The organism is Qipengyuania qiaonensis (assembly GCF_019711515.1).
Classification (GTDB): domain Bacteria; phylum Pseudomonadota; class Alphaproteobacteria; order Sphingomonadales; family Sphingomonadaceae; genus Qipengyuania; species Qipengyuania qiaonensis.
The window spans coordinates 18,982-44,195 of sequence record NZ_JAIGNO010000014.1; the positions used below are offsets into that span (position 1 = coordinate 18,982).

Annotated in this window: 21 protein-coding genes; 15 read left to right on the top strand and 6 right to left on the bottom strand. The window is 60.3% G+C overall.

What is annotated here, in order from left to right; translation table 11 throughout:
• From K3174_RS14930 to K3174_RS14940, 3 genes are read left to right on the top strand one after another with little or no spacing between them, the layout of a single operon-like run.
• Window positions 1–1,431, top strand: a complete 1,431-nt coding sequence (locus K3174_RS14930; protein WP_221560174.1) for a DUF3526 domain-containing protein — start codon at window positions 1–3, stop codon at window positions 1,429–1,431.
• Window positions 1,431–2,681 carry a DUF3526 domain-containing protein gene (locus K3174_RS14935; RefSeq protein ID WP_221560176.1) on the top strand — a complete coding sequence of 417 codons (1,251 nt, stop codon included), beginning with the start codon at window positions 1,431–1,433 and terminating at the stop codon, window positions 2,679–2,681. Before K3174_RS14930 ends, K3174_RS14935 begins: the two co-directional genes overlap by 1 nt.
• Window positions 2,682–2,692: 11 nt before the next feature.
• Window positions 2,693–3,766 (top strand): M14 family metallopeptidase, encoded by a 1,074-nt coding sequence (locus K3174_RS14940; protein WP_221560178.1) that lies wholly within the window; start codon window positions 2,693–2,695, stop codon window positions 3,764–3,766.
• A gap of 267 nt (window positions 3,767–4,033) precedes the next feature.
• Here the strand turns inward: K3174_RS14940 and K3174_RS14945 are convergent, their stop codons facing one another.
• The gene (locus K3174_RS14945) at window positions 4,034–4,306 is read right to left on the bottom strand and encodes a hypothetical protein (RefSeq protein WP_221560181.1); all 273 of its coding nucleotides are present in this window, start codon (window positions 4,304–4,306) and stop codon (window positions 4,034–4,036) included.
• A gap of 53 nt (window positions 4,307–4,359) precedes the next feature.
• A complete protein-coding gene (locus K3174_RS14950; protein WP_221560183.1) occupies window positions 4,360–4,980 on the bottom strand; it encodes a TetR/AcrR family transcriptional regulator in 621 nt (206 codons plus the stop codon).
• Between the two features lie 128 nt (window positions 4,981–5,108).
• Here K3174_RS14950 and K3174_RS14955 point away from each other — a divergent pair, with 128 nt between their 5' ends.
• On the top strand, window positions 5,109–7,430 hold the full coding sequence (locus K3174_RS14955) for a TonB-dependent receptor (protein WP_221560185.1): 2,322 nt from the start codon (window positions 5,109–5,111) through the stop codon (window positions 7,428–7,430).
• A gap of 54 nt (window positions 7,431–7,484) precedes the next feature.
• Here the strand turns inward: K3174_RS14955 and K3174_RS14960 are convergent, their stop codons facing one another.
• The gene (locus tag K3174_RS14960; protein WP_247712220.1) at window positions 7,485–8,789 is read right to left on the bottom strand and encodes a sulfotransferase family protein; all 1,305 of its coding nucleotides are present in this window, start codon (window positions 8,787–8,789) and stop codon (window positions 7,485–7,487) included.
• A 130-nt stretch (window positions 8,790–8,919) separates the two neighbouring features.
• Here K3174_RS14960 and serS point away from each other — a divergent pair, with 130 nt between their 5' ends.
• The 3 genes from serS to K3174_RS14975 are packed head-to-tail and all read left to right on the top strand — an operon-like array spanning window position 8,920 to window position 12,141.
• Entirely contained in the window at window positions 8,920–10,200 is a 1,281-nt protein-coding gene (serS, locus tag K3174_RS14965) for a serine--tRNA ligase (RefSeq protein ID WP_221560187.1), read from the top strand.
• Window positions 10,200–10,964, top strand: coding sequence for a 5'/3'-nucleotidase SurE (gene surE / locus K3174_RS14970; RefSeq protein ID WP_221560189.1), 765 nt, complete (start codon window positions 10,200–10,202; stop codon window positions 10,962–10,964). The genes serS and surE overlap by 1 nt, the downstream gene beginning before the upstream one ends.
• 52 nt (window positions 10,965–11,016) lie before the next feature.
• Window positions 11,017–12,141 (top strand): potassium channel family protein, encoded by a 1,125-nt coding sequence (locus tag K3174_RS14975; protein WP_221560191.1) that lies wholly within the window; start codon window positions 11,017–11,019, stop codon window positions 12,139–12,141.
• A 4-nt stretch (window positions 12,142–12,145) separates the two neighbouring features.
• Here the strand turns inward: K3174_RS14975 and K3174_RS14980 are convergent, their stop codons facing one another.
• On the bottom strand, window positions 12,146–12,556 hold the full coding sequence (locus tag K3174_RS14980; protein ID WP_221560192.1) for a DUF1761 domain-containing protein: 411 nt from the start codon (window positions 12,554–12,556) through the stop codon (window positions 12,146–12,148).
• 78 nt (window positions 12,557–12,634) lie between these two features.
• Here K3174_RS14980 and rimO point away from each other — a divergent pair, with 78 nt between their 5' ends.
• The 8 genes from rimO (at window position 12,635) to K3174_RS15020 (ending at window position 23,260) form a co-directional block, all read left to right on the top strand.
• Complete coding sequence (rimO, locus tag K3174_RS14985; protein ID WP_221560195.1) at window positions 12,635–14,011, top strand: 30S ribosomal protein S12 methylthiotransferase RimO; 1,377 nt, start codon at window positions 12,635–12,637, stop codon at window positions 14,009–14,011.
• A 237-nt stretch (window positions 14,012–14,248) separates the two neighbouring features.
• Window positions 14,249–16,615, top strand: coding sequence for an EAL domain-containing protein (locus K3174_RS14990; protein ID WP_221560197.1), 2,367 nt, complete (start codon window positions 14,249–14,251; stop codon window positions 16,613–16,615).
• A gap of 191 nt (window positions 16,616–16,806) precedes the next feature.
• Entirely contained in the window at window positions 16,807–17,604 is a 798-nt protein-coding gene (locus K3174_RS14995) for a transglutaminase-like domain-containing protein (protein WP_221560199.1), read from the top strand.
• A gap of 85 nt (window positions 17,605–17,689) precedes the next feature.
• Entirely contained in the window at window positions 17,690–19,132 is a 1,443-nt protein-coding gene (zwf, locus tag K3174_RS15000; protein ID WP_221560201.1) for a glucose-6-phosphate dehydrogenase, read from the top strand.
• On the top strand, window positions 19,122–20,939 hold the full coding sequence (gene edd / locus K3174_RS15005) for a phosphogluconate dehydratase (protein ID WP_221560203.1): 1,818 nt from the start codon (window positions 19,122–19,124) through the stop codon (window positions 20,937–20,939). Before zwf ends, edd begins: the two co-directional genes overlap by 11 nt.
• A gap of 2 nt (window positions 20,940–20,941) precedes the next feature.
• Window positions 20,942–21,913, top strand: a complete 972-nt coding sequence (gene glk / locus K3174_RS15010) for a glucokinase (protein WP_221560205.1) — start codon at window positions 20,942–20,944, stop codon at window positions 21,911–21,913.
• Entirely contained in the window at window positions 21,910–22,521 is a 612-nt protein-coding gene (gene eda, locus K3174_RS15015; protein WP_221560207.1) for a bifunctional 4-hydroxy-2-oxoglutarate aldolase/2-dehydro-3-deoxy-phosphogluconate aldolase, read from the top strand. The genes glk and eda overlap by 4 nt, the downstream gene beginning before the upstream one ends.
• Before the next feature lie 82 nt (window positions 22,522–22,603).
• Window positions 22,604–23,260: a L,D-transpeptidase family protein gene (locus K3174_RS15020; protein ID WP_221560210.1), complete on the top strand. Its 657-nt coding sequence runs from the start codon at window positions 22,604–22,606 to the stop codon at window positions 23,258–23,260.
• On the opposite strand, the gene tilS is transcribed toward K3174_RS15020, so the two are convergent.
• A complete protein-coding gene (gene tilS, locus K3174_RS15025) occupies window positions 23,252–24,184 on the bottom strand; it encodes a tRNA lysidine(34) synthetase TilS (RefSeq protein WP_221560212.1) in 933 nt (310 codons plus the stop codon). The two genes, K3174_RS15020 and tilS, sit on opposite strands and share 9 nt — an antisense overlap.
• A 70-nt stretch (window positions 24,185–24,254) precedes the next feature.
• Entirely contained in the window at window positions 24,255–25,163 is a 909-nt protein-coding gene (locus K3174_RS15030; RefSeq protein WP_221560214.1) for a tol-pal system YbgF family protein, read from the bottom strand.
• Between the last annotated feature and the right edge of the window lie 51 nt (window positions 25,164–25,214).

Genomic DNA, 25,214 nt, shown 5'->3' on the forward strand with positions numbered 1-25,214 from the left:
ATGGCCATCCGCATCGCGCGCGAGGAATGGCGTCTCTGGCTCCGGTCGAAGGTCGTGGTCGCCGCTGCGCTGATTATTGCAGTTCTGTTGGCCGCAACAAGCGTGCTTACTATCAATCGCATCGCCGACGAGCAGGTGCAGCGAATGGAACAGCAGGTTGCGGCAGAGGAAACCTTCTTCGCCCAGCCCGATCGCCATCCGCACCGTATGGTCCACTACGGTCACTACGCCTTCCGCCCTCCGCCGCCGCTTGCTGTCTTCGAACCCGGCGTCGATGCGGTAACGGGACAGTCGATCTTTCTTGAAGGACATCGGCAGAACAGTGCGATGTTCGCCGATACCAAGGCCGGTGCTGACTTGGGTGGATTTGCCGCCCTGACGCCCGCCAGTCTTTATCAGCTCCTGCTTCCACTCCTTCTGATCGTGCTGGGCCACGCAATGTTCCTGCGCGAACGGGAAAGCGGAACGCTCGCGGTGCTGTTGGCGCAGGGATCGTCGGGCACCAAGCTCGCGCTGGGCAAGGCAACCGCGCTGCTTTCCGTCATCGCCATCTTCATGATCCCGCTTATCGTCGTTGCTGCCTACTCAGTCACCTTGGGTGAAAGTGTTTTGGCTGCCGCATCGCTGGTCGCGGGCTACTTTCTCTATCTCTGCATCTGGGGCGCTATCGTCTTGGCCGCATCAATTCTGATCCGGCAACGCGCGATATCGCTCGGCGCGCTGGTATTCGTCTGGCTCTTCGCAGCACTGATCGTCCCACGTGTTGCCATCAACGCCAGCAGCGCGGCGATCGATGCGCCCGGCAAGATCGAAAGCGACCTTGTGATGCTCGCCGAACAGCGCAAGCTGGGTGATGGGCACAACGCCGCCGACCCGGCCTTCGAGCAGTTGCAGGCCCAGGTGCTCGAGCAATACGACGTCGAGACAATCGAGGAATTGCCGATCAACTGGCGCGGTGTGGTGGCAACCTATTCCGAGGCGGAATTGACCAATCTGCTTAACCGCTTCGCTGAGAACCGTATGGCGCTTGAGGCAGGGCAATCGCGCCTGTTCGATTTGTTCGGGCTTGCCTCGCCCACCATTGCGATCGCCTCCTCTTCGCGCATGCTGGCCGGAACGGACCTTGCCACGCATCACCGCTTCCTGCGCGAGAGCGAGAATCTGCGTTTCGATTTCGTGCAGGCGCTGAACCAGGCGCATGCGACCGACCTCGACTACGCGCTGGACATGAACCGCAACAATGACGCGGCATCAGCCGAAGCTGCGCGGATAAACGCCGAAAGCTGGCAAGTGCTGGATGAGTTCCGTTTCCAGCCCGACAGTGCCGTGGACCGTCTGGGACGCGCCAGGCTGCCGCTCGGCATCCTGCTCTTGTGGCTTGCGATCGCCAGCAGTTTTGTCGTCTGGGCGGCTCGGAAGGTGCGCGTCTGATGCTGAGGTCTCTCACCCGTGAACTACGCTTTCTTCGCAGGGATCGTGGCGCTCTGTTCTGGCTTGCGCTGGCATTCGCCCTTTCGGTGATTGCCGTTTCCTTCGGGATTGCCGAGGTGCGCGAGCAGCGCGCGACTATAGCAACGCTGGTCGAGGAAGACGCGGCCGACCGCGCGAACGCCTTGTCGACACAGCAGGACTGGGGCGGCGCAGCTTATTACGCCTTCCATCTGACGTATGAGCCACCGTCCGATTTCGCTTTCGCTGCCGTGGGCCAGCGTGACACCGCGCCGTGGAAGCACCGCATCAAGATGCTGGCACTTGAAGGACAGATACACGAGGCCGATACGCGCAACGCCGATTTCGGCCTCGTAGGACGGTTCGACTTCGCCTTCCTGACCGCCTCCTTGGCCCCGCTTCTGCTGATCTTACTCCTCTACGATCTGCGCGCATCCGAACGCACGGCGCGGCGGCACGACTTGCTTGTCGCTACGGTCGGATCGCCGAGATCGCTGTGGCTGCCCCGTGCCACCCTGCGTGTTCTCGGCCTTGCCATTCTGTTGCTCATCCCGTTGTGGGTTGGCGCGATGATCGAAGGGGCCTCCCCTGGCGTTGTACTTCAGGCCAGCGCCATCGTCATCGGCGCGCTTCTGGTCTGGTGGCTCATTGTGGAACTGGTGAGCCGGATCGATGCCTCGCCTTCGGTTCTCCTGACATCCTTGATCGGCCTGTGGCTGGCGCTCGCAATCGTCGTTCCCGCAATCTCGAAAGCGGCAATCGAGGCGGCGAACCCCGTTCCCGATGGCGGCGAGATCCTGTTGCTCCAGCGCGAGACGGTAAACGACGCTTGGGATTTGCCGAAGGACGACACGATGGAGCCCTTCGTCGAGCAATATCCCGAATGGCGTGAGGATTCCGTCATCGATGAGGGTTTTGAATGGAAATGGTATTATGCCTTCCAGCAGGTAGGCGATCAGACCGTCGCGCCCCTGGCGCGACAATACCGCGAAGCGAGGCTGGAGCGCGACAGGGACGCCGGACTGGTTTCGCTGTTGTCGCCCACATCGTTCGTGGAGCGCGCATTCGAAAAACTCGCCCGAACCGATGCGATGGCGATGGTCGCCTATGAGGACCGAATTCGGGACTTCCACGAGGACCTGCGGCGGTTCCACTACGCACTGATATTCCCCAAAGTCGAATACGATGCCGCCCGGCTAGAAGACCTTCCGCAATACGATCCATCAAGGTAGCATTGGCAGCCATGTCGACGCGCCTCACTATTCTTCTGACTGTCATTGTATCGGTCGTCTTCGCCTCCCCCGTCCTCGCACAGCAACATGACGCATTCACCATTGGCGGCAACGCTATCGAGCCGGGGACACGGAGCGATTTTCGCCTGGCCGTGCCGGCGCAAGAAGACGAGCCCGGCACCTTCATCCCGGTGACCGTGCTCCACGGCAGCAAGCCCGGACCGGTGCTGGCAGCCGTGGCTGGGGTCCACGGTTACGAATTCGCGTCCATTATTGCCGCCGACCGGTTGGCAAGTAAGATCGATCCTGCGGGCCTATCGGGCACCCTCGTCATCGTGCGCGTCGCCAACATTCCCGCGTTCGAGGCACCCACGCCATACGTTAACCCGGTCGATCGCAAGAACCTCAACCGTTCCTTCCCCGGCAGCCCCAACGGTACCCAGACGGAGCGTATCGCGGATATCCTGTCGCGCGAAGTCGTGGCGCGCGCCGACTTTCTGATGGACATTCACAGTGGAGACGGTGCGGAGTTTCTCGAAGCCTTCATCGGTATCTATGGCGGGCCGCTCTCGACCGATTTCGACACGGCGCTCGAAGTGGCGCGCGGCTTCGGCTTTCCGAACCTGGTGCGCTATTCGATGAACACGCAGGAACAGATCGATACCCGCCGTTCGCTCAACCGCCAGGGAGTCGCTGCTGGCGTTCCCACGATCCTCGTCGAGATTGGCCAGAACGGCAGCCGCGAAGAACAGCACGTCGACGCCATCGTCACTGGCGTGGAGAACGCCTTGACCATCCTCGGTATCTGGCAGCGGCCTCGGCACAATGTGGCCCCGGCGCTGCGCATGTTCGAGATCACGACCGGTGTGTCGGCCTCTCACTCAGGACTATTCACTCCGATCGCAAACGACGGTCGATATGTCTGGGAAGGCGATCTAATCGGGACCATTACCGACTATAGCGGCGCAGAGGTCGAACGAATCTATGCTCCGGTCGATGGATACGCACTTTATGGTCTGAGAGGACCGCCGGTGAGAGCGGGCGACGGTGTTCTGACGATTGGCAATCTGACCGAAGCTTTCTGAATGCCAAGACCGTAGGGCTTCGAACTTTTCCGCAATTCCACTGCGAGGATGATGCAGGCGAGGCGACTGTACTTCAGAATGGATTAGCCGCGGATTCGGACTGCTGCGACCGAAGCATGGTACCATCCCGGGATTCTATTTGGGTGGATCGGCAACCTATCGATTACCGTGTGCCATTGGGGGTCACCGTGTGCCATTGGGGGTCGTTGAGACTTGTAAACGCAGGGCAAGCTCGACGGGCGACCTACTCAATAGGCTCACCCCGTGTCAGGCGACCTTTGCGGGTTTCGCGGTTTTGGTCTTCCGCGGCACCGTCGAGGCAACCGGAGGCGTGCTCGTCTCGCCCTGGGCGCTCTGCCTGTCGAAATATCTCTTTGCCAGATAACCGCCCGCGCCAAGCGCCAGCATGGCGGGAAGGCTCATCCGGCGTAGCACGGTCGCTGCCACGACACCGACGGCCGCGCCGGTTGCGCCGCCAACACCGCTGGTCTGTTTGGCGATCCTGTCGCCCACGAAAGCTCCGATAATCTTGCCGATCATGTCGATTTCTCCTTCGGGCGCAGAACGTTCCGGCTCGCCGTCCGTTCCATGCGTCAAACCACCGGGGCGGCGATACCGCTTGCTAGTAAATCGTTGGCACGGCCGGCTATTTCCTCAAGAGCCGGGTCGCCTTCGCGAGCCCAGATAACGTAGCGGAGGCCGAGAAACACGTTGATCCCCATCACCGCCCACGCTTCTGGTGAACCGAGCCCGGCGGCGAACTCACCGTTCTCTCCTCCCTTCCTCAGCCGCTCTTCGATCCGCGCTCCGATCGTTTCGTAATGCGCGCGATAACTCTCGGGATCGACAAACTCTGCCTCATCGATGATCCGGTAAATCTCTTTGTGCTCGGCGGCGAATTCGAGAAACGCGCGCAGTGCAGCACGTTCGACCTCGAGCGCGCTCATGGAGGGGGCTATCGCCATGCGCGCCGCCCGACCAACACCTTCACTCATGTCGGACACCAACGCCCTGAAGATCGCGTCCTTGCTATCGAAATAGGTGTAGAAGCTGCCCAGGGCGACGCCTGCCCGCCGGGTTATGCCGCTGACCGATGCATCGTGAAAACCGTGATCGGCAAATTCATGCGTAGCCGCGTCCAGCAACTTGCGTAGCGTCTTTCGTCCGCGCTCGGTGCGCGGCTCTTTGGCCAGCTCTGTCCCTTCGTTGGCCATCGGCAATACCCCTTTCCGCTACCATTAGGCTATCCGCGCAGACTCTCGCAATCAACAACAAACTTGAAAGGTGGTTCAGGTTTCAGTATTGATGAGTCAATAACGATATCGGGAGGGAGATAACGACAATGAGTTCCATCAGATTCCTCGCGGCGAGCCTGCTTGGCGGCGTCGCTACCGCTGCGATTTTCGTAGCCCCCGCCTCGGCACAAGAGGACGATCAGGCGAGCGCGACGCCCGCCGCAGCGGACGACAATGTCATCATCGTCACTGCACGTCGCCGTGAGGAAAGCATTCAGGACGTTCCGCTTTCGATCACCGCGCTTTCGGGCGAACAGCTGACCAAGACCGGCACGCTCGAAATCACCGAAATCGCGCAGGAAGTGCCCAACCTCACGCTCGAAGTCAGCCGCGGCACGAACACCACCCTCACCGCATTCATCCGCGGCGTGGGGCAGCAAGATCCGGTCGCCGGTTTCGAGGCGGGTGTCGGCCTCTACGTGGACGACATATATCTCAACCGTCCGCAGGCCGCAGTGCTCGATGTATACGATGTCGAACGGGTCGAAGTCCTGCGCGGTCCCCAAGGTACGCTCTACGGGCGCAATACCATTGGCGGCGCCATCAAATATGTCACGGCCCCTTTACCGGACGACACCGAAGTCAAAATTCGTGGCACCTATGGTTCCTACGATCAGGCCGATCTGATTGTGACGGGCTCGACGCCGGTGTCCGACAGCCTGAAACTCGGCGTCAGCGGTGCGCGATTGTCCCGCGGCGGTTTCGGCGACAATCTGGTCCAGGACGGTGTGGAGAACTACAACAAGGACGTCTGGGCCGCCCGCGGCACGATCGAGTTCGACGACGGCCCGCTCTTCATCCGTCTCTCCGGTGATTATGTAAAGGACAACTCCGATCCGCGCCAAGGGCATCGCCTGCTGCCGGGTGCTTTCAGCGGCGCCCCCGTTCTCGACAATGTCTACGATACGCGCGCAGGCCTGGACGTGGTTGAACAGGAGGTCGAAGCTTACGGCGGCGGCCTGACGATTGCCTACGAACTGAGCGACACGCTGACCGTCAAGTCGATCACCGGTTATCGCAAGGACGAATCGACCACGCCGATCGACTTCGACAGCCTACCGCAAGCCGATCTCGACGTGCCGGCGATCTACCGCAACAAGCAGTTTAGTCAGGAGCTTCAGCTGCTCTACGAAGGCGACCGCCTGTCGGGGGTATTGGGCGCCTACTATCTGGATGCCAGCGCCTTCACCGCTTTCGACGTTGCCTTGTTTACAACCGGAGCATTGCCAGGTGTCGGCCTTCCGGGACTCAACGCGCAAACGCTGGGCGATGTCGATACCGAAACTTGGTCGATATTTGGTGATTTCACCTATGATATCACCGATCAGATCGGTCTCTCGCTCGGTGGCCGCTATACTTGGGACAAGCGCACCAGCCGTATCCTGCGCACCACTTTCATCGGCGGTTATTCCGACCTCTTCCCGCCGTCCGACGCAATTCCGATTGCCGTCACCAGCGACTTCCTGGGCAGTGCGACCTTCAAAGAGTTCACGCCACGCGCTTCTTTGGCGTTCAAGCCAAACGCCAATCACACGTTCTACGCAACATATTCGAAAGGCTTCAAGGGCGGCGGCTTCGACCCCCGCGGCCAGACCAGCGCCGCACCCGATCTCGATGGCGATGGCGACATCGATTTCGACGATCAGTTCGAATTCCTAAGCTTCGCCCCGGAAAAGGTCGATAGCTTTGAAATAGGCTGGAAAGCTTCTTTGCTCGACGACCGGCTCTTCGTCAGCCTTGCCGCGTTCAAGGGCGATTATACCGATGTCCAAATCCCCGGATCGGTCGGGTTCGACAGTGACGGTGATGGGGTCAGCGACAGCTTCGTGGGCATCACATCGAATGCCGGTGACGCCGACGTGAACGGTATCGAGTTCGAGGGCCGTGCCATAGTGGGCAGGAACTTCGCCGGACCGGGCAGCCGCTTCACCTTCAACTGGGCGCTGGGTATCCTCGATGCGAAGTACAACACCTTCATCGATGCGCTGGGCAACGACGTCGCAGACGAGCGGGTGTTCCAGAATACTCCGGACATTACCGCCCATGCCGGCTTCGATCTCGGCCTGCCGGTCGCCAGCGGCATCGTCGATTTCCTCGGCTCGGTTTCGCTGCGCTCGGATTCGAGCCAATTCGAGCTGCCGGGGCCACTCGACCAGGACGGTTACGCTCTGGTCGATGCGAGCATCGTGTACACCGACGACAGCGACCGCTGGTCGATCGGCGTTCACGGCAAGAACCTGTTCGACAAGCGCTATATCGTGGCCGGCTACGACTTCGTGACGGGCTCGGTTCTCGGTCTTGAGGGCAATCTAACGGGCTTTTACGGCGACCCGCGCCGCGTTTTCGTGACCGGCCAGTTCAAATTCTGAGGCCTGCGGGGGGACCCAGCGAACCAAGAGGAGGCACGACAGCTCCGCCGCTTCCTAGTTCGCGGCGCGGCGAGCACTACTGGCTGGCATGCGTGTTTCGACGGGTATGCCGTATGACTCGGTGTAGTCGGCGAACCGGTCGTTCACATCGCCTTCGCTCAGTCCGAACTCCGCGAGGCTGTAGCAGTGGGGTCGGCGCTTGAGATCGGCCGAGCGGTCGAGATAGCGCTGCATGCCAGCGAGAGCAGGTTCGATATCAAGCTCTAGAAATCGGTAAACCCTCGCCATCGTCGATAGCCAGTCGTTCTCCATATCCTCATATTGCACATCGATCATCCGCTCCGCCGGGATGATGTCGCGTGCCGATCGCATCCGTTCGATCATCCTTGCAGTCTTGCCCAGCCATTCGCGACCCGTTCGTTCCGGGTTGTTGTGATCGGAGTAGATAATCGTCTGGTTCCAGGCGAGCGAGGCCGCGCTTCCCACCACCTGCTTGGGGTCGCGATGGGTGAAGATCAGGCGCGCATCGGGGAAAACCTCGAGCAAGGCGGGCAGGTCCAGCATGTGCTGCGGCGTCTTGAGGATCCAGGGCCGCAATGAGCTCTCCTGCTGCGACCAACCGATCAATCGCAACAAATCGGCCATGTGGCGATAGGCAGGGACCGGATCCTGGCCTTCGCACCACCGCGCATATGACGGCACGTGCCACTGCGCATCGTGCTTCATACTCCACATGCTGGCGACCAGCAGGCCCAGTTCTTCCTCGGGCTCGTACGGGCCCGTGGGATGGATCGACAGTGTCCGCGGATTGGCAAGCCGCGCCACCTTCATGATCCGGCTGGCGAGCTTGGGACGAAAGTCCTCCATCTCACCCGCCAGCACCTGCTCGAATTCGGGGCGCGGAACCGGGCTGATGGTTTCGAAACTGCGCAGATGTGCGAAACGCCGGTCGCTGGCGAGCAGGCGGTGAAGACGCGTCGTGCCCGAACGCATCGGTCCGACGATTACGACCGGGTTCTTTAGCGGACGGGCCAGGATTTCGGGGTGTCGCCGGAACCACATCTGTGTATAGAGCCGATCGCGCAGTATGTGGTGGAACTGCTTCATGGCGGAAAAGTCGCCCGCCGCATTGAGCCGCGCCTCGCCATTCACGCTTTCGAGCAGGGCCTCGAAAGGGCATTCGAACCAGCTATCGCCGAAATCGTCCAGACCGGTGGCCTGCATGGCCTGATCCAGCAGAAAGTCCTTCTCCAGCCGCGCATGGCCGACCGCACCCAGTTTCCGGCCCGCTCTGATCACGCCGTCGGCCATATCGATAAATCGCGTACGCCGTGGAGGCTGGAGTGGCTGGTCGTTCAAGCTGGCTGGCCTTTCAAGCTCTTGTGATTGCCCCTGAACGTGCGGGGCCTAGAGTCGTGCCCGCAAAAGGACAAGGCCGCGACGGGAAGTGACTGGCCAAGGAGATTGCGAAAAGGCATAGGCCGCGGCCATGCACGATATCGCCCATATCCGAGCCAACCCGGAAGCATTCGACGCAGCCCTCGCCCGCCGCGGGATCGAACCGGTGGCCGACCGTATCGTCGCCCTCGACGCCAAGAAGCGCGAAGCGAGCACAAAGGTCCAGCAGGCGCAGAGCCGCCGCAACGATGCTTCCAAGGCGATCGGCCAGGCGATGGGCCAGGGCGACAAGGACAAGGCCGAAGCACTCAAGGCCGAAGTCGCCGCGATCAAGGCGAGCATGCCTGAATGGGAAGAGGCGGCCGCAGCCACAGGCGCGGAACTCGAAAATTTGCTGGCTACGCTACCCAACCTGCCCGCCGATGACGTGCCCGATGGCGAGGATGAGAGCGACAATCTCGAAGTCCATCAATGGGGCCAGAAACGGGAATTCGACTTCGAACCCAAGGAGCATGCCGATCTTGGTCCGGGTTTGGGTATGGACTTCGAAACCGGCGCCAAGCTGTCGGGCGCGCGCTTCACCTTCCTGCGCGGCGACATGGCACGGCTGCACCGCGCTCTCGCCCAGTTCATGCTCGACAAGCAGACGCGCGAGAACGGCTATACCGAATGCAATCCGCCGGTGCTCGTCAATGACGACGCGATGTACGGCACAGATAAGCTACCCAAGTTCGCCGAAGGCAGTTTTCGCACCACGGACGATCGCTGGCTCATCCCGACATCCGAAGTCAGCCTGACGGCATCGGTTGCAGGCGATATCCTGCCCGACCTTGCCCAACCGATCCGCTTGACCGCGCATACTCTGTGTTTCCGCAGCGAAGCAGGCTCCGCAGGCCGCGATACGCGCGGCTTCATCCGCCAGCACCAGTTCGAGAAGGTGGAGATGGTCAGCATCTGCCGCCCCGAGGACAGCGAAGCCGAACACGAACGCATGGTCGGCTGCGCCGAACGCATTCTTCAAGCGCTAGATTTACCTTTCCGGCGCATCCTTTTGTGCACCGGCGACATGGGTTTCGGCGCGCGCAAGACCTACGATCTCGAAGTGTGGCTACCCGGACAGAGCGCGTATCGCGAGATTTCCTCCTGCTCCAACACCGGCGATTTCCAGGCCCGTCGCATGAACGCCCGCTACAGGCCGGAGGGCGAGAAGAAGACGGTTTTCGTCCACACCTTGAACGGCTCGGGCCTGGCCGTCGGGCGCACGCTGGTGGCGGTGATGGAAAACTATCAGAACGCCGATGGCAGTGTCACAGTCCCGAAAATGCTAACCCCCTATATGGACGGTGTGACCAAGCTGGAGCCGAAATCCTGATGCGTATCCTCCTCACCAATGATGACGGCATTCGCGCACCGGGGCTCGAAGTTCTGGAAGGCATTGCACGTCAGTTCAGCGACGATATCTGGATCTGCGCGCCGGACGAGGAGCAATCGGGCATGGGGCACGCGCTCACTCTGACGCGGCCGGTGCGTCTGCGGAAGCACGACGATCGCCGCTTCTCCGTCACCGGCACGCCCACCGATGCAGTCACGATGGGGATGCGCAAGGTCATGGACGCCATGCCCGACGTGATCCTGTCGGGCGTGAACCGCGGTGCCAATCTGGCCGACGATATCACCTATTCGGGCACGGTCTCCGCCGCCATAGAAGGCGCGCTCGCAGGCGTTCGCTCGATCGCACTCAGCCAGGTCTATTCGAAGGAAGGCATGGGCGAGGACGTGCCGTTCAGCGCGGCCATCGAATGGGGTGCCAAAGTGCTCGCCCCGCTCCTCGATACCCCGCTACCCAAGCGCACTCTGGTCAATGTCAATTTCCCGCCCCTGCCCCCGTCAGAGGTAAAGGGCATCCGCGCGGTACGGCAGGGTTTCCACGACTATTCGCGCGGGACTATCGTCGAAGGCCGCGATCCGCGCGGCTTCACATATTACTGGTTCGGACTTGAAGCGATCGAGCACACGCTGGACCATGGCACCGACCTGGAGGCTATCGACGAAGGCTATATTTCGGTCACCCCGCTCCAACTGGACCTCACCCATCATTCTTCACTGGGTGCGCTTGCGGAGCGTTACGTCGGTTGACCGTGCTTTGTCATATTGACGTCGCGAGCATGCCCGCGCACCTAGTCCACGCATGAGCAGCGACAAACAGGTCGACCGGATAGCAGCGAGCACTCAGGTGCGCACCTATCGCGGGCCACGTTTCCAGCCGCTGCGGCGCGCGGTGAAAATTCCTGTCTGGGGCGATATCAGCATACGGCTGGGTGCCGCGCTGCTCTTGATATTCATCGTGATCATGGTCCACTGGTGGGACCGAGAAGGACTGGTCGACAATCTCGATGGCGAGGTAAGCTTCCTCGACGTGGTCTACTTCACCATGATTTCGATCACGACTACGGGCTTCGGCGATATCGCCCCGATTTCCGATCGTGCACGGCTGGTCGAAGCCGTCATCGTGACGCCGATCCGCTTTGCGGTGTTCTTCATTTTCGTGGGCACAGCCTACAATTTCATCATCAAGCGCAGCTGGGAGAAATGGCGCATGGCCCGCATCCAGGAACAGCTATCGGATCATATTGTGGTACTCGGATACGGCATTTCCGGCTCCGAGGCAGTCGGCGAGCTGATCGAGCGCGGAACCGACCCGTCCTGTATCGTCGTCATCGATCCGAGCGAAGATCGGCTGCACGAAGCCGAAGCGCTGGGCTGCAACGTCATGGCTGCCGACGCGACGCGGGATCAGACGCTGAAGGCCGTCCGCATCAACGAGGCACAGAACGTGCTGGTATCGGCGGGGCGCGACGATACGACGATCCTGATCACCCTCACCGTTCGCGCGCTCGCCCCCAATGTGCCGATCAGCGCCGTCGTCAGGGCCGATGACAATGAATCGCTCGCACGTCAGGCCGGCGCGAACAATGTCATCAACCCCGTGCGCTTCACCGGCCTCTTGCTCGCTGGAAGCGCCAAAGGCGAACATATCGCCGATTACCTGGCTGACCTTGCCAGCGTTTCAGGCCGCGTCCAACTGGTCGAACGCGAGGTAACCGACGACGAATGCGGCAAGGCGATCAACGAACTCAACACCGGTGGGCGCGGCCTGCGGGTCTATCGCGATGGCAAGGCACTCGGCTTCTGGGAAGACGAGTGCCGGAATCTGCGCAAGGGCGATATCGTGGTCGAAATCATCCCAACGCCCAATGGTGAAACCAAGGGCGACGGGCACGACCGCGACGATCTGGTAGAAGAACGGACCTGAAGCGTCAGACCATCCAGCTATGGACCAGACCCATGGCGATGTAGAACAGCAGCCAATAGCCCGCGTCGATGAAGAACAGCGTCTTGCTCTTCTGGCTGAACAGGTAATTTGTCCCGATCGCCGGCACGATGAAGCCGAGCGCCACTCCGAACGCAGTCAGCACTTTGACGCCGACCGACAGGTCCTGCGCGTAAGTTGCGAATGTATGCGCCAGTGTCCAGCTCGCCAGTAGCGAGAAGGCGAAGGCACCGCCATAGATCAGACCCATATTGCCCTGCTTGATCTGTTCTTCGGTCAGGCCGACCGCCCCCATCCATTTCTTGCCCATGAGAGGCCCGTACCAGACCCCGCCAACCACGAAGCCGGCCAACGCAGCAAGAATGACGGCAAGCCAGTTCACGTCGAATATGTTCATACTTTCCCCCCCAAAAAAAGCGCGATCCATAGAGATGCTAGCGCAAAGCCGCGCAGAGGTGTAGAGGCGCGCGCAATCATGAATGCCACTACTACACCGATCCCCGACCAGAAGAAGGTCGGCATGGTTTCCCTCGGCTGCCCCAAGGCGCTGGTCGATAGCGAACGCATCCTGACGCGGCTACGCGCAGACGGCTACGCAATGAGCCCGGACTATGCCGGGGCAGACTTGGTGCTGGTGAATACTTGCGGCTTCCTCGATTCCGCTAAGGAAGAAAGCCTCGCTGCCATTGGCGAAGCCATTGCCGAAAACGGCCGCGTGATCGTGACCGGTTGCATGGGCGAGGAAGCCGATGCGATCCGGGCCGCGCATCCGCAAGTCCTCGCGGTGACCGGAGCGCATCAGTATGAGCAGGTGGTCGAAGCCGTGCATACGCACGCGCCGCCATCGCAGGGTCCCTATGTCGATCTGATTCCCCAGCCCGACGTCAAACTAACGCCGCGCCATTATAGCTATCTGAAGATTTCCGAAGGCTGCAACCATTCCTGCGCCTTCTGCATCATCCCTGACCTGCGCGGAAAGCTCGCCAGCCGCCGCATCGATGCCGTTCTGCGCGAGGCGGAGAAACTGGTCGCCGCCGGCACCAGGGAATTGCTGGTCATCAGCCAGGATACCAGCGCCTATGGCGCGGATACGCGCCACGAAGAGCGCATGTGGAAGGGGCATTCGGTACGCGCGCATATGACCGATCTCGCGCGCGAGCTGGGGCAACTCGATACCGGCAATGGCACGCCCCCGTGGGTGCGACTACATTACGTCTACCCGTACCCGCATGTCGACGCCGTCATTCCGTTGATGGCCGAAGGATTACTGACACCTTATCTCGACATCCCGTTCCAGCATGCCAGCCCCAAGGTTCTGCGCGCGATGAAGCGGCCGGCGAACGAAGCCAAGGTGCTGGAGCGCCTCAAGGGTTGGCGCGATATCTGCCCCCAAATAGCCATCCGCTCCAGCTTCGTCGTGGGCTTCCCAGGTGAGACCGAGGACGATTTCAAGTATCTGCTCGACTGGCTGGAAGAGGCACAACTCGACCGCGTCGGTGCCTTCCGCTTCGAACCCGTCCAAGGGGCCCAGGCCAATAGTCTGCCCGATCCCGTGCCAGAGGAAGTCAAGGAAGAACGCTATACCCGGATCATGGAAGTGACCGAGCGTATCAGTGCCACCAAACTCGTACGGAAGATTGGCACCACGCTACCGGTTATTATCGACGAAGTCGGTGAGCCGGACGAGGATGGCGACATCGGCGCCACCGGCCGCAGCCAGGCCGATGCTCCCGAAATAGATGGCGCCGTTTACCTCCGCAATGCGTCTCGGGAACTTTCGGCAGGCGATATTGTAAGTGTCAAAATCGAAGATAGCGACGCGCATGATTTGTTCGGTGTGATAACATTGTAGGAAGCCGAGACGACGTTAACCGAGAACTCTAACCTCGCACCTCTCTATCTATGCCCTTCATCCTCAAAGGGAAATTCTGCACTATTGATGCTGATGCGGGATTGGGACCGACGACTCTCCGACCCGATTCCTAAAGGCGAGTTTACCATCGTAACCCGCGCTGTCCGTGGAGCGCGGTAGATTTCCGCGCCCGTCGTCAAAACTTTCTTAAACTTAAGAGCGCCATAATGGCGTTCGATGGGTGACAAACGCACCTCGAACTTTGTCGGCACTGTCCTAGGCCGCCAGCGCGCCCTCTTTGGCGGGCGCCTGTTCGAGCGCCTGCGCCACGTTCTTTGGGCGGGCCTCATCAGCCTTGCGATGTTCGCTGTTCTGCTGTTCGAGCCGGTCGATCAGTTCTTGTGGTTGATTCAATCGCGGATTGCCGATCGCAGTCCTTCAGGAGATATTGTGTTCGTTGCCTCTGACGAGGCGTTGAACGATCCTGATATGCCTCAACGGCGCTACGACGTTGCTGCCGCCCTCGACGAACTCGATCGTCGAGGAGTGGGCAAGGTTTTTCTCGACGTCACTTTCGCTCAGTCTGAGGACACCCGGGCTGATCAAAGGCTATCGCGGTCCATTGCCGATTTGGGACCGCGCATCACGCTGGTTGATCGGATTGTCGTCGCGTCCAACGGACGCAGCCTTGTTCGTGAAACTGAGCCCAGCATCGCTGGATCGGTCTTCCGGGTCGTTTCTGACCAGACCGACCGCAACTGGTTCGGCCTCGCTTGGGAACTCCAATATTCGTATGACGTTGCCGGCAAACTAACGCCTTCCCTCGGTGCCGCAATCGGGGGCATCCGGGGCGCAAACGGTCAAAAGTTCTCAGTCGACTACGGTTTTTCGCAAACGAGAATTCCAGTACTTCCTATCGAGCATTTGTTTGAGAACAAATATCGACTGTCCGATGGACTGACGGATGTAACAGGGAAGACAGTCATCCTCGGTCACAGCAACCGGGTAACTGGGACCCAGCAGCCGATACCGGGTAGAATGGACGCCCCAGCTAGTTTTGTTGACATTTACGCCGGCGAGACTCTGAAGTCGGGTCGAACGCAACACATTCGAGGTCCAATCGTCTTGGCCTTCCATGCTTTGTTGCTCTCACTTGTGGTCGTCTTCGGTGGGGCCAGGCGCCGCCGCTGGCCGGCCTATTCCGGAATTGTATTGTTGGCCCCCGCCGTGTTGTTCGCGGCGGCGAAATTAGGGGTCCGGCTCGATCTGTCATACGCATTGGGATTTCTCGGAATCTACGGCGCGATGCGCTCGCGCATGCGTTGGAAACGCCGGGTGGAAATGGTCAATTCCGAAACGGGTTTGCCCAAATTGCGCGCTCTCGAGGCAAGGTTATTGCGCGAAACGATCAGCAATGGTCATGTCGTGATCGCAAAGATTCAGAATTACGAACGCGTTCTCAAAACGCTGCGCACGGAGGACAAGAGCAGCTATGTCCTCAAACTCGTGGATCGACTGCGTGCTGCCGATCCGAACCTGGTCGTCTACAGCGATGGCCATCACCTCGGCTGGTATGTCGCCAGTGATGACACGGATGACGTTACCGACCATCTTGAAGGGTTGCGAGCGATATTTGCGGCGCCAGTTGAGGTTGGGGGCTTCTCCGTCGATGTCGGGATCACGTTCGGCATCGCCTCCATCGACGGAGATCCGGCTGCGCGCTTGGCCGCGGCGGTTGCGGCAGCTGAAGAAACGTCGGAAGCTCACAACCCGATCGCTATCGCCGAAACCGGATCGCAAAGCGATTTGCTCTGGGACATTTCGCTTCGCGCGCGCATCGACGAAGCCATGGAAGTGGGTGAAATTTACTGCGTTTATCAACCCAAGATCGATCTTGGATCGAAGACCACCGTTGGAGTCGAAGCATTGGTGCGCTGGCATGACCCTGCGCGCGGCTTCATCTCACCCATGCATTTTATACAGCAATGTGAAAAAGCTGGGCGCATGGAGCATCTCACGCGATACGTCCTGCAAAGCGCGTGTTCCGCGGGACAGCTACTGCACTTCCGTGGCCAGAACCTCACCATGTCCGTTAACATCTCCGCGACACTCCTCGGAGATATGCGAATTGCGGGCATAGTACGAAACGCTCTTCAGGCTACACGTTTCGACCCTCAGTTTCTTGTCTTGGAAATCACTGAGACGTCGCGGATTTCCGACCATTCGGTAGCATCAAGCATTCTTGAAGAGCTAAAATCGACCGGAGTTAAGATCTCCATGGACGACTTCGGCGTTGGCTCCGCCAGCTACGAAGCCTTTTATGAATTGCCGTTCGACGAGATCAAGATCGACCGGCTGTTCGTTTCGAACATGGCCAAGGACCCAAAGGCTCGCGCGATCGTCGCGAGCATCGCTGCGATGGGACGTGAAGCGCGAATCACGGTGGTTGCAGAGGGGCTGGAGAACCCTCAGGACATTGGTTTACTTGAGGCAATCGGTTGCCAGCAGGTTCAGGGCTTCGCTTTTTCTCGGCCAGTATCACTATCTAACCTTTTGGAATCAAAAGACATCGATGGAATGAGGGCCGCCGCAAACATGGTTTAGACTTTACAAAGAAGTATGGTTAATAGATTACAACTCCTGAACCAACAGGAGGTATGACCATGTGGAGCATCTGGAAATGGCTGTTCAGTTCTGACTGAAAGCATGACTGAGAAGAATTCAAAGGGCCCCGAAAGGGGCCCTTTTTCGTTTATGGGCGAAACGAAGGCCTGGCTCTCGCGTTCGAAAACCGTATGCCGATCCTCATCGAAGCCCGTTTCGCATTCCACCTCCCCGTTCCGACCGATGTGCTTTTGCAGTTTGAAGCGGCCGAGATTCCAGAACAAAAAATCCTTGCGAACAGCACGCGGCTCAGCACTAGCGAGCATTGCGCGCGCGTCCCTGCACAGGACGAGATTGGCGAACGCATCTGGATCCGCGCCGAGGGCAATTTCGAAGTTGCCTACCGGGCAAAAGTCGAATTGACCCGCCAGCTCGAACCTCTTGAAAACTTTGCCGCCCTATCGCCACACAACATGCCCGGCGGAACGGTGGAGTACCTGTTCGATAGCCGCTATTGCCCCGCCGATGCCTTCCAACCCTTCGTCGATGCGCGTTTTTCAAACTTGAGCGGCGGCGCACGCATCGCCGCGATCCGCGACTGGATTTACGACAACTTCACGTATGTCCCCGGCAGTTCGACTACAGCGACTGGGGCTGCGGAAAGCTTCATTGTCCGCGAGGGCATCTGTCGCGACTATGCGCATATGCTTGTAACGCTCGCTCGGGCCAGCACGATACCGGCGCGCTACGTCGCCTGCTATGCGCCGGGTGTCGATCCACCGGATTTTCACGCCGTGGCCGAGGTCTTCCTGGCCGACCCTTACACACCGGATGGCGGCATCTGGCAGATCGTCGATGCGACCGGCATGGCCGACCCGGCCGATACGGTTAAGATCGGCGTCGGCCGCGACGCCGCCGATGTCAGCTTCCTGACCAGTTTCGGACCCAACGATTTCCGTTCGAGCTCGGTCCGCGTCACAAAAGAATAGGAATGCAGCCGGCTGGTGTGCATTCCTTCGCCCTGATAGGCGCAGCCAGCAGGAGAGACATGACAATGATTGCGTGGCCCGTCGCATGAACATCACCGCAGACCGCCTCTTGCTGTTCGGGGCGACCGGCGACCTTGCGCAGCGCATGCTGCTCCCCTCGCTATGCGCGCTCGACGCCGATGGCCTGCTCGAACCCGAGTTGAAGATCGTCGGCACCGCCCGTTCGGGGATGTCTACGCAGGAATATCGGGACTTCGCTCGCGAGGCGCTGGAGAAGTACCTACCCGATCATCGCCGTGGTGGCGTGGCCGAATTCCTCAATCGGCTCAGCTACGTGCCTGTCGATGCGACGACGATCGACGGCTATGACCAACTGGCCCGTGAAGTAGGCGAGTACAATAAGGGGCTGGCCATATTCCTGTCGACGGCACCCAGCCTGTTCGAACCCACCATCGATGGTTTGGTCCATGCCGGATTGACCAAGGGCAATGTGCGCATCGGTTTGGAAAAGCCTCTCGGCAACGATCTCGCATCGAGCAAGGAAATCAACGATGCCGTCGCGAAGGCGTTCAGCGAGGATCGTATCTTCCGTATCGATCATTATCTCGGCAAGGAGACGGTGCAGAACCTTCTGGCAATGCGTTTCGCCAATATTCTGCTCGAGCCGGTGTGGAATTCGAACTACATCGATCATGTTCAGATCACCGTGGCCGAAACCGTCGGGCTGGAATCGCGTGTCGCCTATTACGACGATAGCGGCGCCCTGCGCGATATGGTCCAGAATCACATGCTGCAATTGCTCGCGCTCGTTGCGATGGAACCTCCGACAAGTTTCGATTCCACCGCGGTACGCGACGAAAAGGTCAAGGTGTTGCGGGCTCTGCGCCCGGTCGGCGCCGACGAAACGGTTACCGGCCAGTATCGCGCCGGTGCCGTCAACGGCGGGGCGGTGCCCGGCTATGACGAGGAATTGGGCAAGGACAGCGATACGGAGACGTTCGTCGCTCTGAAGGCGCATGTCGACAACTGGCGCTGGAAAGGGGTTCCCTTCTACTTGCGAACCGGCAAGCGCCTGCCCGAACGCGTCACCGAAATCGTCATCCAGTTCCGCTGCATTCCGCATTCGATCTTTGCCGGGCGCGGAGCGACGACCAGACCCAACCGCCTCCTCATCGGCATACAGCCGGAAGAAAACGTCCAGCTGTCGATGATGGCCAAGGTGCCGGGGCTCGACCGCGAAGGCATTCGCCTGCGCCAGATCCCACTCGACATTGCCATGCCCGATGCCTTTTCCGGCACGGTACGCCGTATCGCCTACGAACGCCTGCTGCTGGACCTGATCGAAGGCGACCAGACATTGTTCGTTCGTCGCGACGAGGTGGAGGCGCAATGGGAATGGGTCGATGCGATCCGGACTCTGTGGGAGGCGGAGGACATCAAGCCGAAAACCTACGGCGCGGGTAGTTGGGGGCCAAGCGCCGCCATCGCCCTCGCCGAACGCGACGGGGTAAGCTGGCATGACGAGTAAACCACTCAACGACACCGTCCACCGCGTCACGCGGCGGGTGATCGAGAATTCGCGTCAGAGCCGCGCGGATTATCTCAACCTGATGGACCGCGAAGGCGAGCGGCAAGTCAATCGGGGTTCGCTGTCGTGTTCGAACCTTGCACACGCTTTTGCGGGAGCGGAGGAAGACCAGGAAGCGATCAGGGCGGCACAAGGGCCGAACATCGGCGTTGTAACCGCGTATAATGACATGTTGTCGGCCCATCAGCCCTATTATCGCTATCCGGAGCGGATGAAGATCTGGGCGCGCGAGGTCGGCGCAACGGTTCAGGTTGCGGGCGGCACACCGGCCATGTGCGATGGCGTGACACAGGGCGAAGCGGGCATGGAGCTCTCGCTGTTCAGCCGCGACACGATTGCGTTGTCGACCGCGATTGCGCTGAGCCATGCGATGTATGACGGTGTGGCGCTGCTGGGAATTTGCGACAAGATTGTGCCGGGCCTGCTGATGGGCGCGCTGCGCTTCGGCCATCTGCCCGCGATCTTCGTGCCTTCGGGGCCGATGGGCACCGGTATTCCAAACAAGGAAAAGCAGCGCGTTCGCCAGCTCTATGCCGAAGGCAAGGCCTCGCGCGACGAACTGCTCGCGAGCGAGATGGGCAGCTACCATTCGCCGGGCACCTGTACGTTCTACGGTACTGCGAACTCGAACCAGATGATGATGGAGATGATGGGCCTTCATGTGCCTGGTGCGGCTTTCGTCCAGCCAGGTGCAAAGCTCAGGCAGGAACTTAGCCGCGCAGCCACACACCGGCTCGCGGCGATAGGCAAAGCTGCGGAGGATTTCCGTCCCCTCGCTCGAGTTGTCGACGAGAAGGCCATCGTCAATGCCGCCATCGGCTTGCTCGCCACCGGTGGCTCTACCAACCATGCAATCCATATTCCCGCCATGGCGCGCGCTGCCGGGATCAAGTTCGACTGGAACGATCTTTCCGAACTTTCCAGCGCAATACCGCTGGTGGCCCGCGTCTATCCCAACGGCTCGGGTGACGTGAACCATTTCCATGAGGCCGGCGGCATGGGTTTTGTCATCGGCACACTTCTCGACGAGGGGCTTGCCCATCCAGACATCCTGACGGTCTGGGATGGCGGCTTTGCAAGCTACAGCAAGGAGCCCGGGATGAATGGGGACACGCTGACATGGCGCGATCCCGGGCCTTCCGGCGACCCCGAAATGCTTCGCTCGGCCACCGCCCCCTTCCAGCCAGACGGCGGCATGCGCCTCGTCGAGGGCAATCTGGGCCGCGCCTGCTTCAAGTCCTCCGCCGTCGAACGTGAGCGCTGGACGGTCGAGGCACCATGTCGCGTTTTCGAAACGCAGCGCGAGGTCAACGAAGCCTTCAAGAAGGGCGAACTCGACCGCGACGTCGTGGTGGTGGTTCGGTTCCAAGGCCCACGCGCCAACGGCATGCCGGAACTGCACAAACTCACCCCTGCTCTTGGTGTCTTGCAGGACCGCGGATACATGGTCGCACTGGTTACCGACGGGCGCATGTCCGGTGCGTCGGGCAAAGTTCCAGCGGCGATCCATTGCACTCCGGAGGCGCTGGGCGGCGGACCGCTTTCGAAGCTGCGTGATGGCGACGAAGTACGGGTGTGCGCGGCGACGGGGCAGCTTTCGACCGATGCGGACATCGATGCTCGCGAGCCAGCACCCGCACCTGCACCCGATCAGGGCATGGGCCGTGAACTCTTTGCCATGTTCCGTAATAATGCAGACAGCGCCGAACAGGGAGCGTCCTCTATGATGGCGATCGCCGGGCTGTGAGCATGGAATTGGTCAGCGTCGATATCGGTGGTACCCACGCTCGATTTGCCATCGCATTCGTCGACGACGATGGCACGATAAGTCTGGGCGAACCGGAAACGCTCCACACCGAAGATCATGCCAGCTTCCAGACTGCGTGGGAAGACTTTCGCGATCGCATGGGCGGCACCCTTCCTCCCCGTGTGTCGATGGCCATCGCTGGTCCAGTCGGTGGCGACGTAATACGCTTCACCAACAATCCGTGGATCATCCGTCCGGCTATGGTTAGGGAAAAGCTGGGAGTCGAAGATTACTGCATCGTCAACGATTTCGAGGCCGTGGCCCACGCTGTGGCGCGCGTCGATGACGACCAGTTCATTCACCTAACGGGCCCGGATAAGCCGCTCGCTCCAACCGGACGCCTGAGTGTGCTCGGACCGGGAACAGGCCTGGGCGTTGCGCATCTCTACCGCGAACCTGACGGCACCTATCGCGTTTCAGCCACGGAGGGTGGACATATCGATTTCGCCCCGCTGGATCAGATCGACGATGCCATACTGGCACGTTTGCGCAAGCGCCACACCCGCGTCTCGATCGAACGTGTTGTGGCAGGCCCGGCCATCTCCGATATCTATCAAGCGCTTGCCTCTATGGAAGGCAAGCCGGTAGCCGAAGAAGACGACATCGCCATATGGAAACGCGGGCAGGATGGCAGCGACAGCCTGGCAGCGGCGGCGGTCGACCGCTTCTGTATGTCGCTCGGCAGCGTGGCTGGCGATATTGCGCTCGCTCAGGGCGGATTTGGGGGTGTCGTGATTGCTGGCGGCCTCGGTTACCGCATCCGCGAGACCCTGCTCAAGTCCGGCTTCTCGGAGAGATTCAAGGCCAAGGGCCGATTTCAGGAACTGATGGCCTCGATCCCCGTAAAACTCATTACTCATCCCCAGCCCGGCCTGTTCGGCGCGGCTGCCGCATTCGTGAGGGAACACTCATGACTATTGCCGATATCATGCGGACCGCCCCCGTTATCCCAGTGATCGTGGTCGACGAACTGGAGCAGGCCGAACCGCTCGCGCGCGCTTTGGTCGCAGGCGGCCTGTCGGTTCTTGAAGTGACTCTGCGAACACCGGTCGCACTCGAAGCTATCCGCGCAATGAGCAAAGTCGACGGCGCCATCGTCGGGGCGGGCACGGTTACCAATCAGCAGGATCTCGCTGATGCGATTGATGCTGGTAGCAAGTTTATCGTTTCGCCCGGCCTCACCGAGCCGCTCGGCAAAGCGGCCGTGGGCGAACGCATTCCCTTCCTACCCGGCATCGCCAACGCGGGTGACATCATGCGCGGACTCGATCTCGGGCTGACGCATTTCAAGTTCTTCCCGGCCATGGCTGCAGGCGGTCTGCCTGCCCTGAAGGCACTCGCAGCGCCCTTCGGACAGTGCCGGTTCTGTCCAACAGGGGGCATATCGATATCCAATGCGTCCGAGTGGCTGGCTTTCGATTCGGTGCTATGCGTTGGGGGAAGCTGGGTGGCACCCCGCGGTCCAGTGGATGAGCAGAAGGTCGTCGAACTTGCGCGGGAAGCCGCTGCTCTGACAGGCTAAGAACGCGAAGTATCGCCGTGTTCGCTTGCAGGACATCTAGCGATAGCTGGAAAATTCATCATTTCATGCGCATACTGCGCCGATGAATGCGATTCTGACATGGATTGGTGGGGCAACCGTGGTGGCGGCTCTCGTGTTGGCCGGTGTCGCCCTCGGCGATCGCGCGACCGCGGAGAACGAGCCGCCCGCGATACTTGCCGACCAACCCGAAGCGGTATCGCAACCCGTATCCGCCCATGGCGCAATTGCCGCAAAGGCGGCGGCCGATGCCAAGCGGCTCTATACAGTCCGTCGGATTCTGCCGATCGAAGGTCCGATCAAATACGGCGAATGGTACTGGGACGATGAAGGCGTGCCTGATGGCCCACTACTGGTAACAGTCGATCTGCACGCTCGTGTTATTTCGATCTTTCGCGGAGGCTACGAGATCGGGGCCGCTGCGGTAATGCTTGGCACGGACGAGCACCCGACCCCGACCGGCGTCTTTCCGATCCTGTGGAAGCAGCGCCACAATGTATCCGAAAAATACGGAAATGCGCCCATGCCTTGGAGCATGTTTTTGACCAATGATGGCGTGGCCATCCATGGAGGGAGCGAAGTCGAAAATGGCTACGCCAGTCATGGTTGCATCGGTGTGCCAGATGACATTGCCGAGCGACTTTTTGCGATTGCTAAAAAGGGCGACAGGGTCGTGATCACAGAAGGCAAGCGGCTGAGCCACGGCGACAGCCTAATCTGATCCGCGCGATGAGTCGGTGCGACGGGGATTTTCGGGGCGAAAAACCCACAACCGCTCATTGTCCAAATCTTCGGTCTGGGCTTGGATGCCCGACACGTTGGATTTCTTGTTATCGACCAGAATGGCTGCCAGATTGGCAGCATCGCCCTGATCCAAGTCCTTCCCGAAGCGGCGGAAGATCGCCCGGATCACGCCACCCCGAATGAGCGTATCGGCGAGACCCGTTCGCAGAGCGGCGTAGCGCGCGACCGAACCCTCCACAGTGACGGATTCGGAATATTCGCGGTCAATCATCCACTCAATCGTATCGTTGGCCTCGGACAGCAGCCTAGCACTGCGCTCGATGGCCGGGATGTCGAGCCAGTCGGAGTCGGCGAGTACATGCCGCATCCTCACACGATCGAACCGATCGTCGTGGTTCGACGGATCGTCCACTGCCAGCCAACGCCGGTCGGCGACGATCTTGGCAAGTTCGCTCCGCCGCCAGCGCAGCAGTGGCCGTATCAGGCGTATGGAAACGTCTGGGAGCGTGCCAAGCGCGCGGATCGATGACAGGCCGGCAAGGCCACTTCCGCGATTGAGCCGCATCAGAAATGTTTCGGCCTGGTCGTCCATCTGGTGCGCGGTCGCGAGACCTTGAAGGTCGTGTTCCCGAGCCCATTCGCCCAATGCAGTGTAGCGTGCGTTTCGGGCCATCTGCTGTATGTTTCCGCGCGGAATTGTGACACGCAGCGTTGTGTGCACCACGCCGATTTCGGCACAATATCGAGAAACCAGCTCGGCCTCGCTAGCACTTTCCGGACGTAGGCCATGATCGACCGTCGCCGCCTCGACACGCCCCGGCAACGCAGCTTGCGCCAGCAACAAAAGCGCCAGACTGTCCCCGCCGCCCGAGACAGCAAGCCCCAAATTCGAACCGGCCATATCGACATATGGCCAAAGCGGCGCGAGATCGCCTCGGAAGCGCTCGATCAGCTGTGGATCGATCTGCCCGTCAATTGCACTTCACCTTGCTACGGTTGGCCTCGTACTGGCTCTGCAAGCGGCCCGAAGCCAGTGCCGGGTAGGTTTCGGAAAATTCAGCCAGCGCAATGCATGCGCGCGACGTATCTTTCATCGCGATCATGGTTTCGGCCAGATAGAGCAAGCTGTCCCCTGCGCGGGCACCGGTCTTGTCCTCCTGATAGTTTTTCAGGAACCACGGTGCCGCTTCCTTGGCCTTGCCATCGTCGAGATAGGCGCGGCCCAGAAGGTTACGACCATAGGTCGCTCGCCAATGTTTGGGATTCTGTTCGACGAACATGGTAAGCTGTTGCTGGGCCTCGGGATAAAGCCGGGCTTCCCACAAACGGAAACCATAGGAATACTCGTCGTCCGCCGCGTCATCGGTCTGCGGCTTGGCAATGCCCTGAACCGCAGCCAGGCGTTCTGGGCTAGGTCCTGCGGGCTTCGCCGGGGTAACGGAGCGTGTAGCGCCGCTGGTCGGCGCAGGCGTCACGGCCGGAACAGGGGTCAAAACACTGCCAGAAGCGCCGGCGCTTTCCAGCGTTTCGATCCGTTCGGTTAGCAATCGAATCGTATTGGTGTTTTCCTCGTTCAGCGCGGTCTGTCGCTGGAGCTGCGTTTCCAACGCGTCGAGACGCGTGAGGATATCGGTCACCGCAGTCGTCGATGTAGTCGGGGCAGCCGGACGGGTGCTGGGTTCAGCACTGATTTCCGGCTCGAAGAACCGCCCATCGCCCCCGGGGAAAACCTTGCGTTGCAAAGCGCGCACTTCCGCTTCGAGGCGGCGCAGACGCGCTTCGTCATTGCCGTCCTGCGGCAGGACCGGTGTCGACGTGGCCAGCAATGCAAGGCCCGCACCCAGAAGAGATAGGTGACGGCTGAACGATCCGAAGGTCATCGGGAGGCTCCTGATGGAATATCCGTAGTTGTAAAAAGTGGACTAGGGCCG

What these genes read in the sequence shown, in the direction of transcription:
- K3174_RS14930 (WP_221560174.1), top strand. Translation starts at nt 1, where the DNA reads ATGGCCATCCGCATCGCGCGCGAGGAATGGCGTCTCTGGCTCCGGTCG.
- K3174_RS14935 (WP_221560176.1), top strand. Translation starts at nt 1,431, where the DNA reads ATGCTGAGGTCTCTCACCCGTGAACTACGCTTTCTTCGCAGGGATCGT.
- K3174_RS14940 (WP_221560178.1), top strand. Translation starts at nt 2,693, where the DNA reads ATGTCGACGCGCCTCACTATTCTTCTGACTGTCATTGTATCGGTCGTC.
- K3174_RS14945 (WP_221560181.1), bottom strand. Translation starts at nt 4,306, where the DNA reads ATGATCGGCAAGATTATCGGAGCTTTCGTGGGCGACAGGATCGCCAAA.
- K3174_RS14950 (WP_221560183.1), bottom strand. Translation starts at nt 4,980, where the DNA reads ATGGCCAACGAAGGGACAGAGCTGGCCAAAGAGCCGCGCACCGAGCGC.
- K3174_RS14955 (WP_221560185.1), top strand. Translation starts at nt 5,109, where the DNA reads ATGAGTTCCATCAGATTCCTCGCGGCGAGCCTGCTTGGCGGCGTCGCT.
- serS (WP_221560187.1), top strand. Translation starts at nt 8,920, where the DNA reads ATGCACGATATCGCCCATATCCGAGCCAACCCGGAAGCATTCGACGCA.
- surE (WP_221560189.1), top strand. Translation starts at nt 10,200, where the DNA reads ATGCGTATCCTCCTCACCAATGATGACGGCATTCGCGCACCGGGGCTC.
- K3174_RS14975 (WP_221560191.1), top strand. Translation starts at nt 11,017, where the DNA reads ATGAGCAGCGACAAACAGGTCGACCGGATAGCAGCGAGCACTCAGGTG.
- K3174_RS14980 (WP_221560192.1), bottom strand. Translation starts at nt 12,556, where the DNA reads ATGAACATATTCGACGTGAACTGGCTTGCCGTCATTCTTGCTGCGTTG.
- rimO (WP_221560195.1), top strand. Translation starts at nt 12,635, where the DNA reads ATGAATGCCACTACTACACCGATCCCCGACCAGAAGAAGGTCGGCATG.
- K3174_RS14990 (WP_221560197.1), top strand. Translation starts at nt 14,249, where the DNA reads ATGGGTGACAAACGCACCTCGAACTTTGTCGGCACTGTCCTAGGCCGC.
- K3174_RS14995 (WP_221560199.1), top strand. Translation starts at nt 16,807, where the DNA reads ATGCCGATCCTCATCGAAGCCCGTTTCGCATTCCACCTCCCCGTTCCG.
- zwf (WP_221560201.1), top strand. Translation starts at nt 17,690, where the DNA reads ATGAACATCACCGCAGACCGCCTCTTGCTGTTCGGGGCGACCGGCGAC.
- edd (WP_221560203.1), top strand. Translation starts at nt 19,122, where the DNA reads ATGACGAGTAAACCACTCAACGACACCGTCCACCGCGTCACGCGGCGG.
- glk (WP_221560205.1), top strand. Translation starts at nt 20,942, where the DNA reads ATGGAATTGGTCAGCGTCGATATCGGTGGTACCCACGCTCGATTTGCC.
- eda (WP_221560207.1), top strand. Translation starts at nt 21,910, where the DNA reads ATGACTATTGCCGATATCATGCGGACCGCCCCCGTTATCCCAGTGATC.
- K3174_RS15020 (WP_221560210.1), top strand. Translation starts at nt 22,604, where the DNA reads ATGAATGCGATTCTGACATGGATTGGTGGGGCAACCGTGGTGGCGGCT.
- tilS (WP_221560212.1), bottom strand. Translation starts at nt 24,184, where the DNA reads ATGGCCGGTTCGAATTTGGGGCTTGCTGTCTCGGGCGGCGGGGACAGT.
- K3174_RS15030 (WP_221560214.1), bottom strand. Translation starts at nt 25,163, where the DNA reads ATGACCTTCGGATCGTTCAGCCGTCACCTATCTCTTCTGGGTGCGGGC.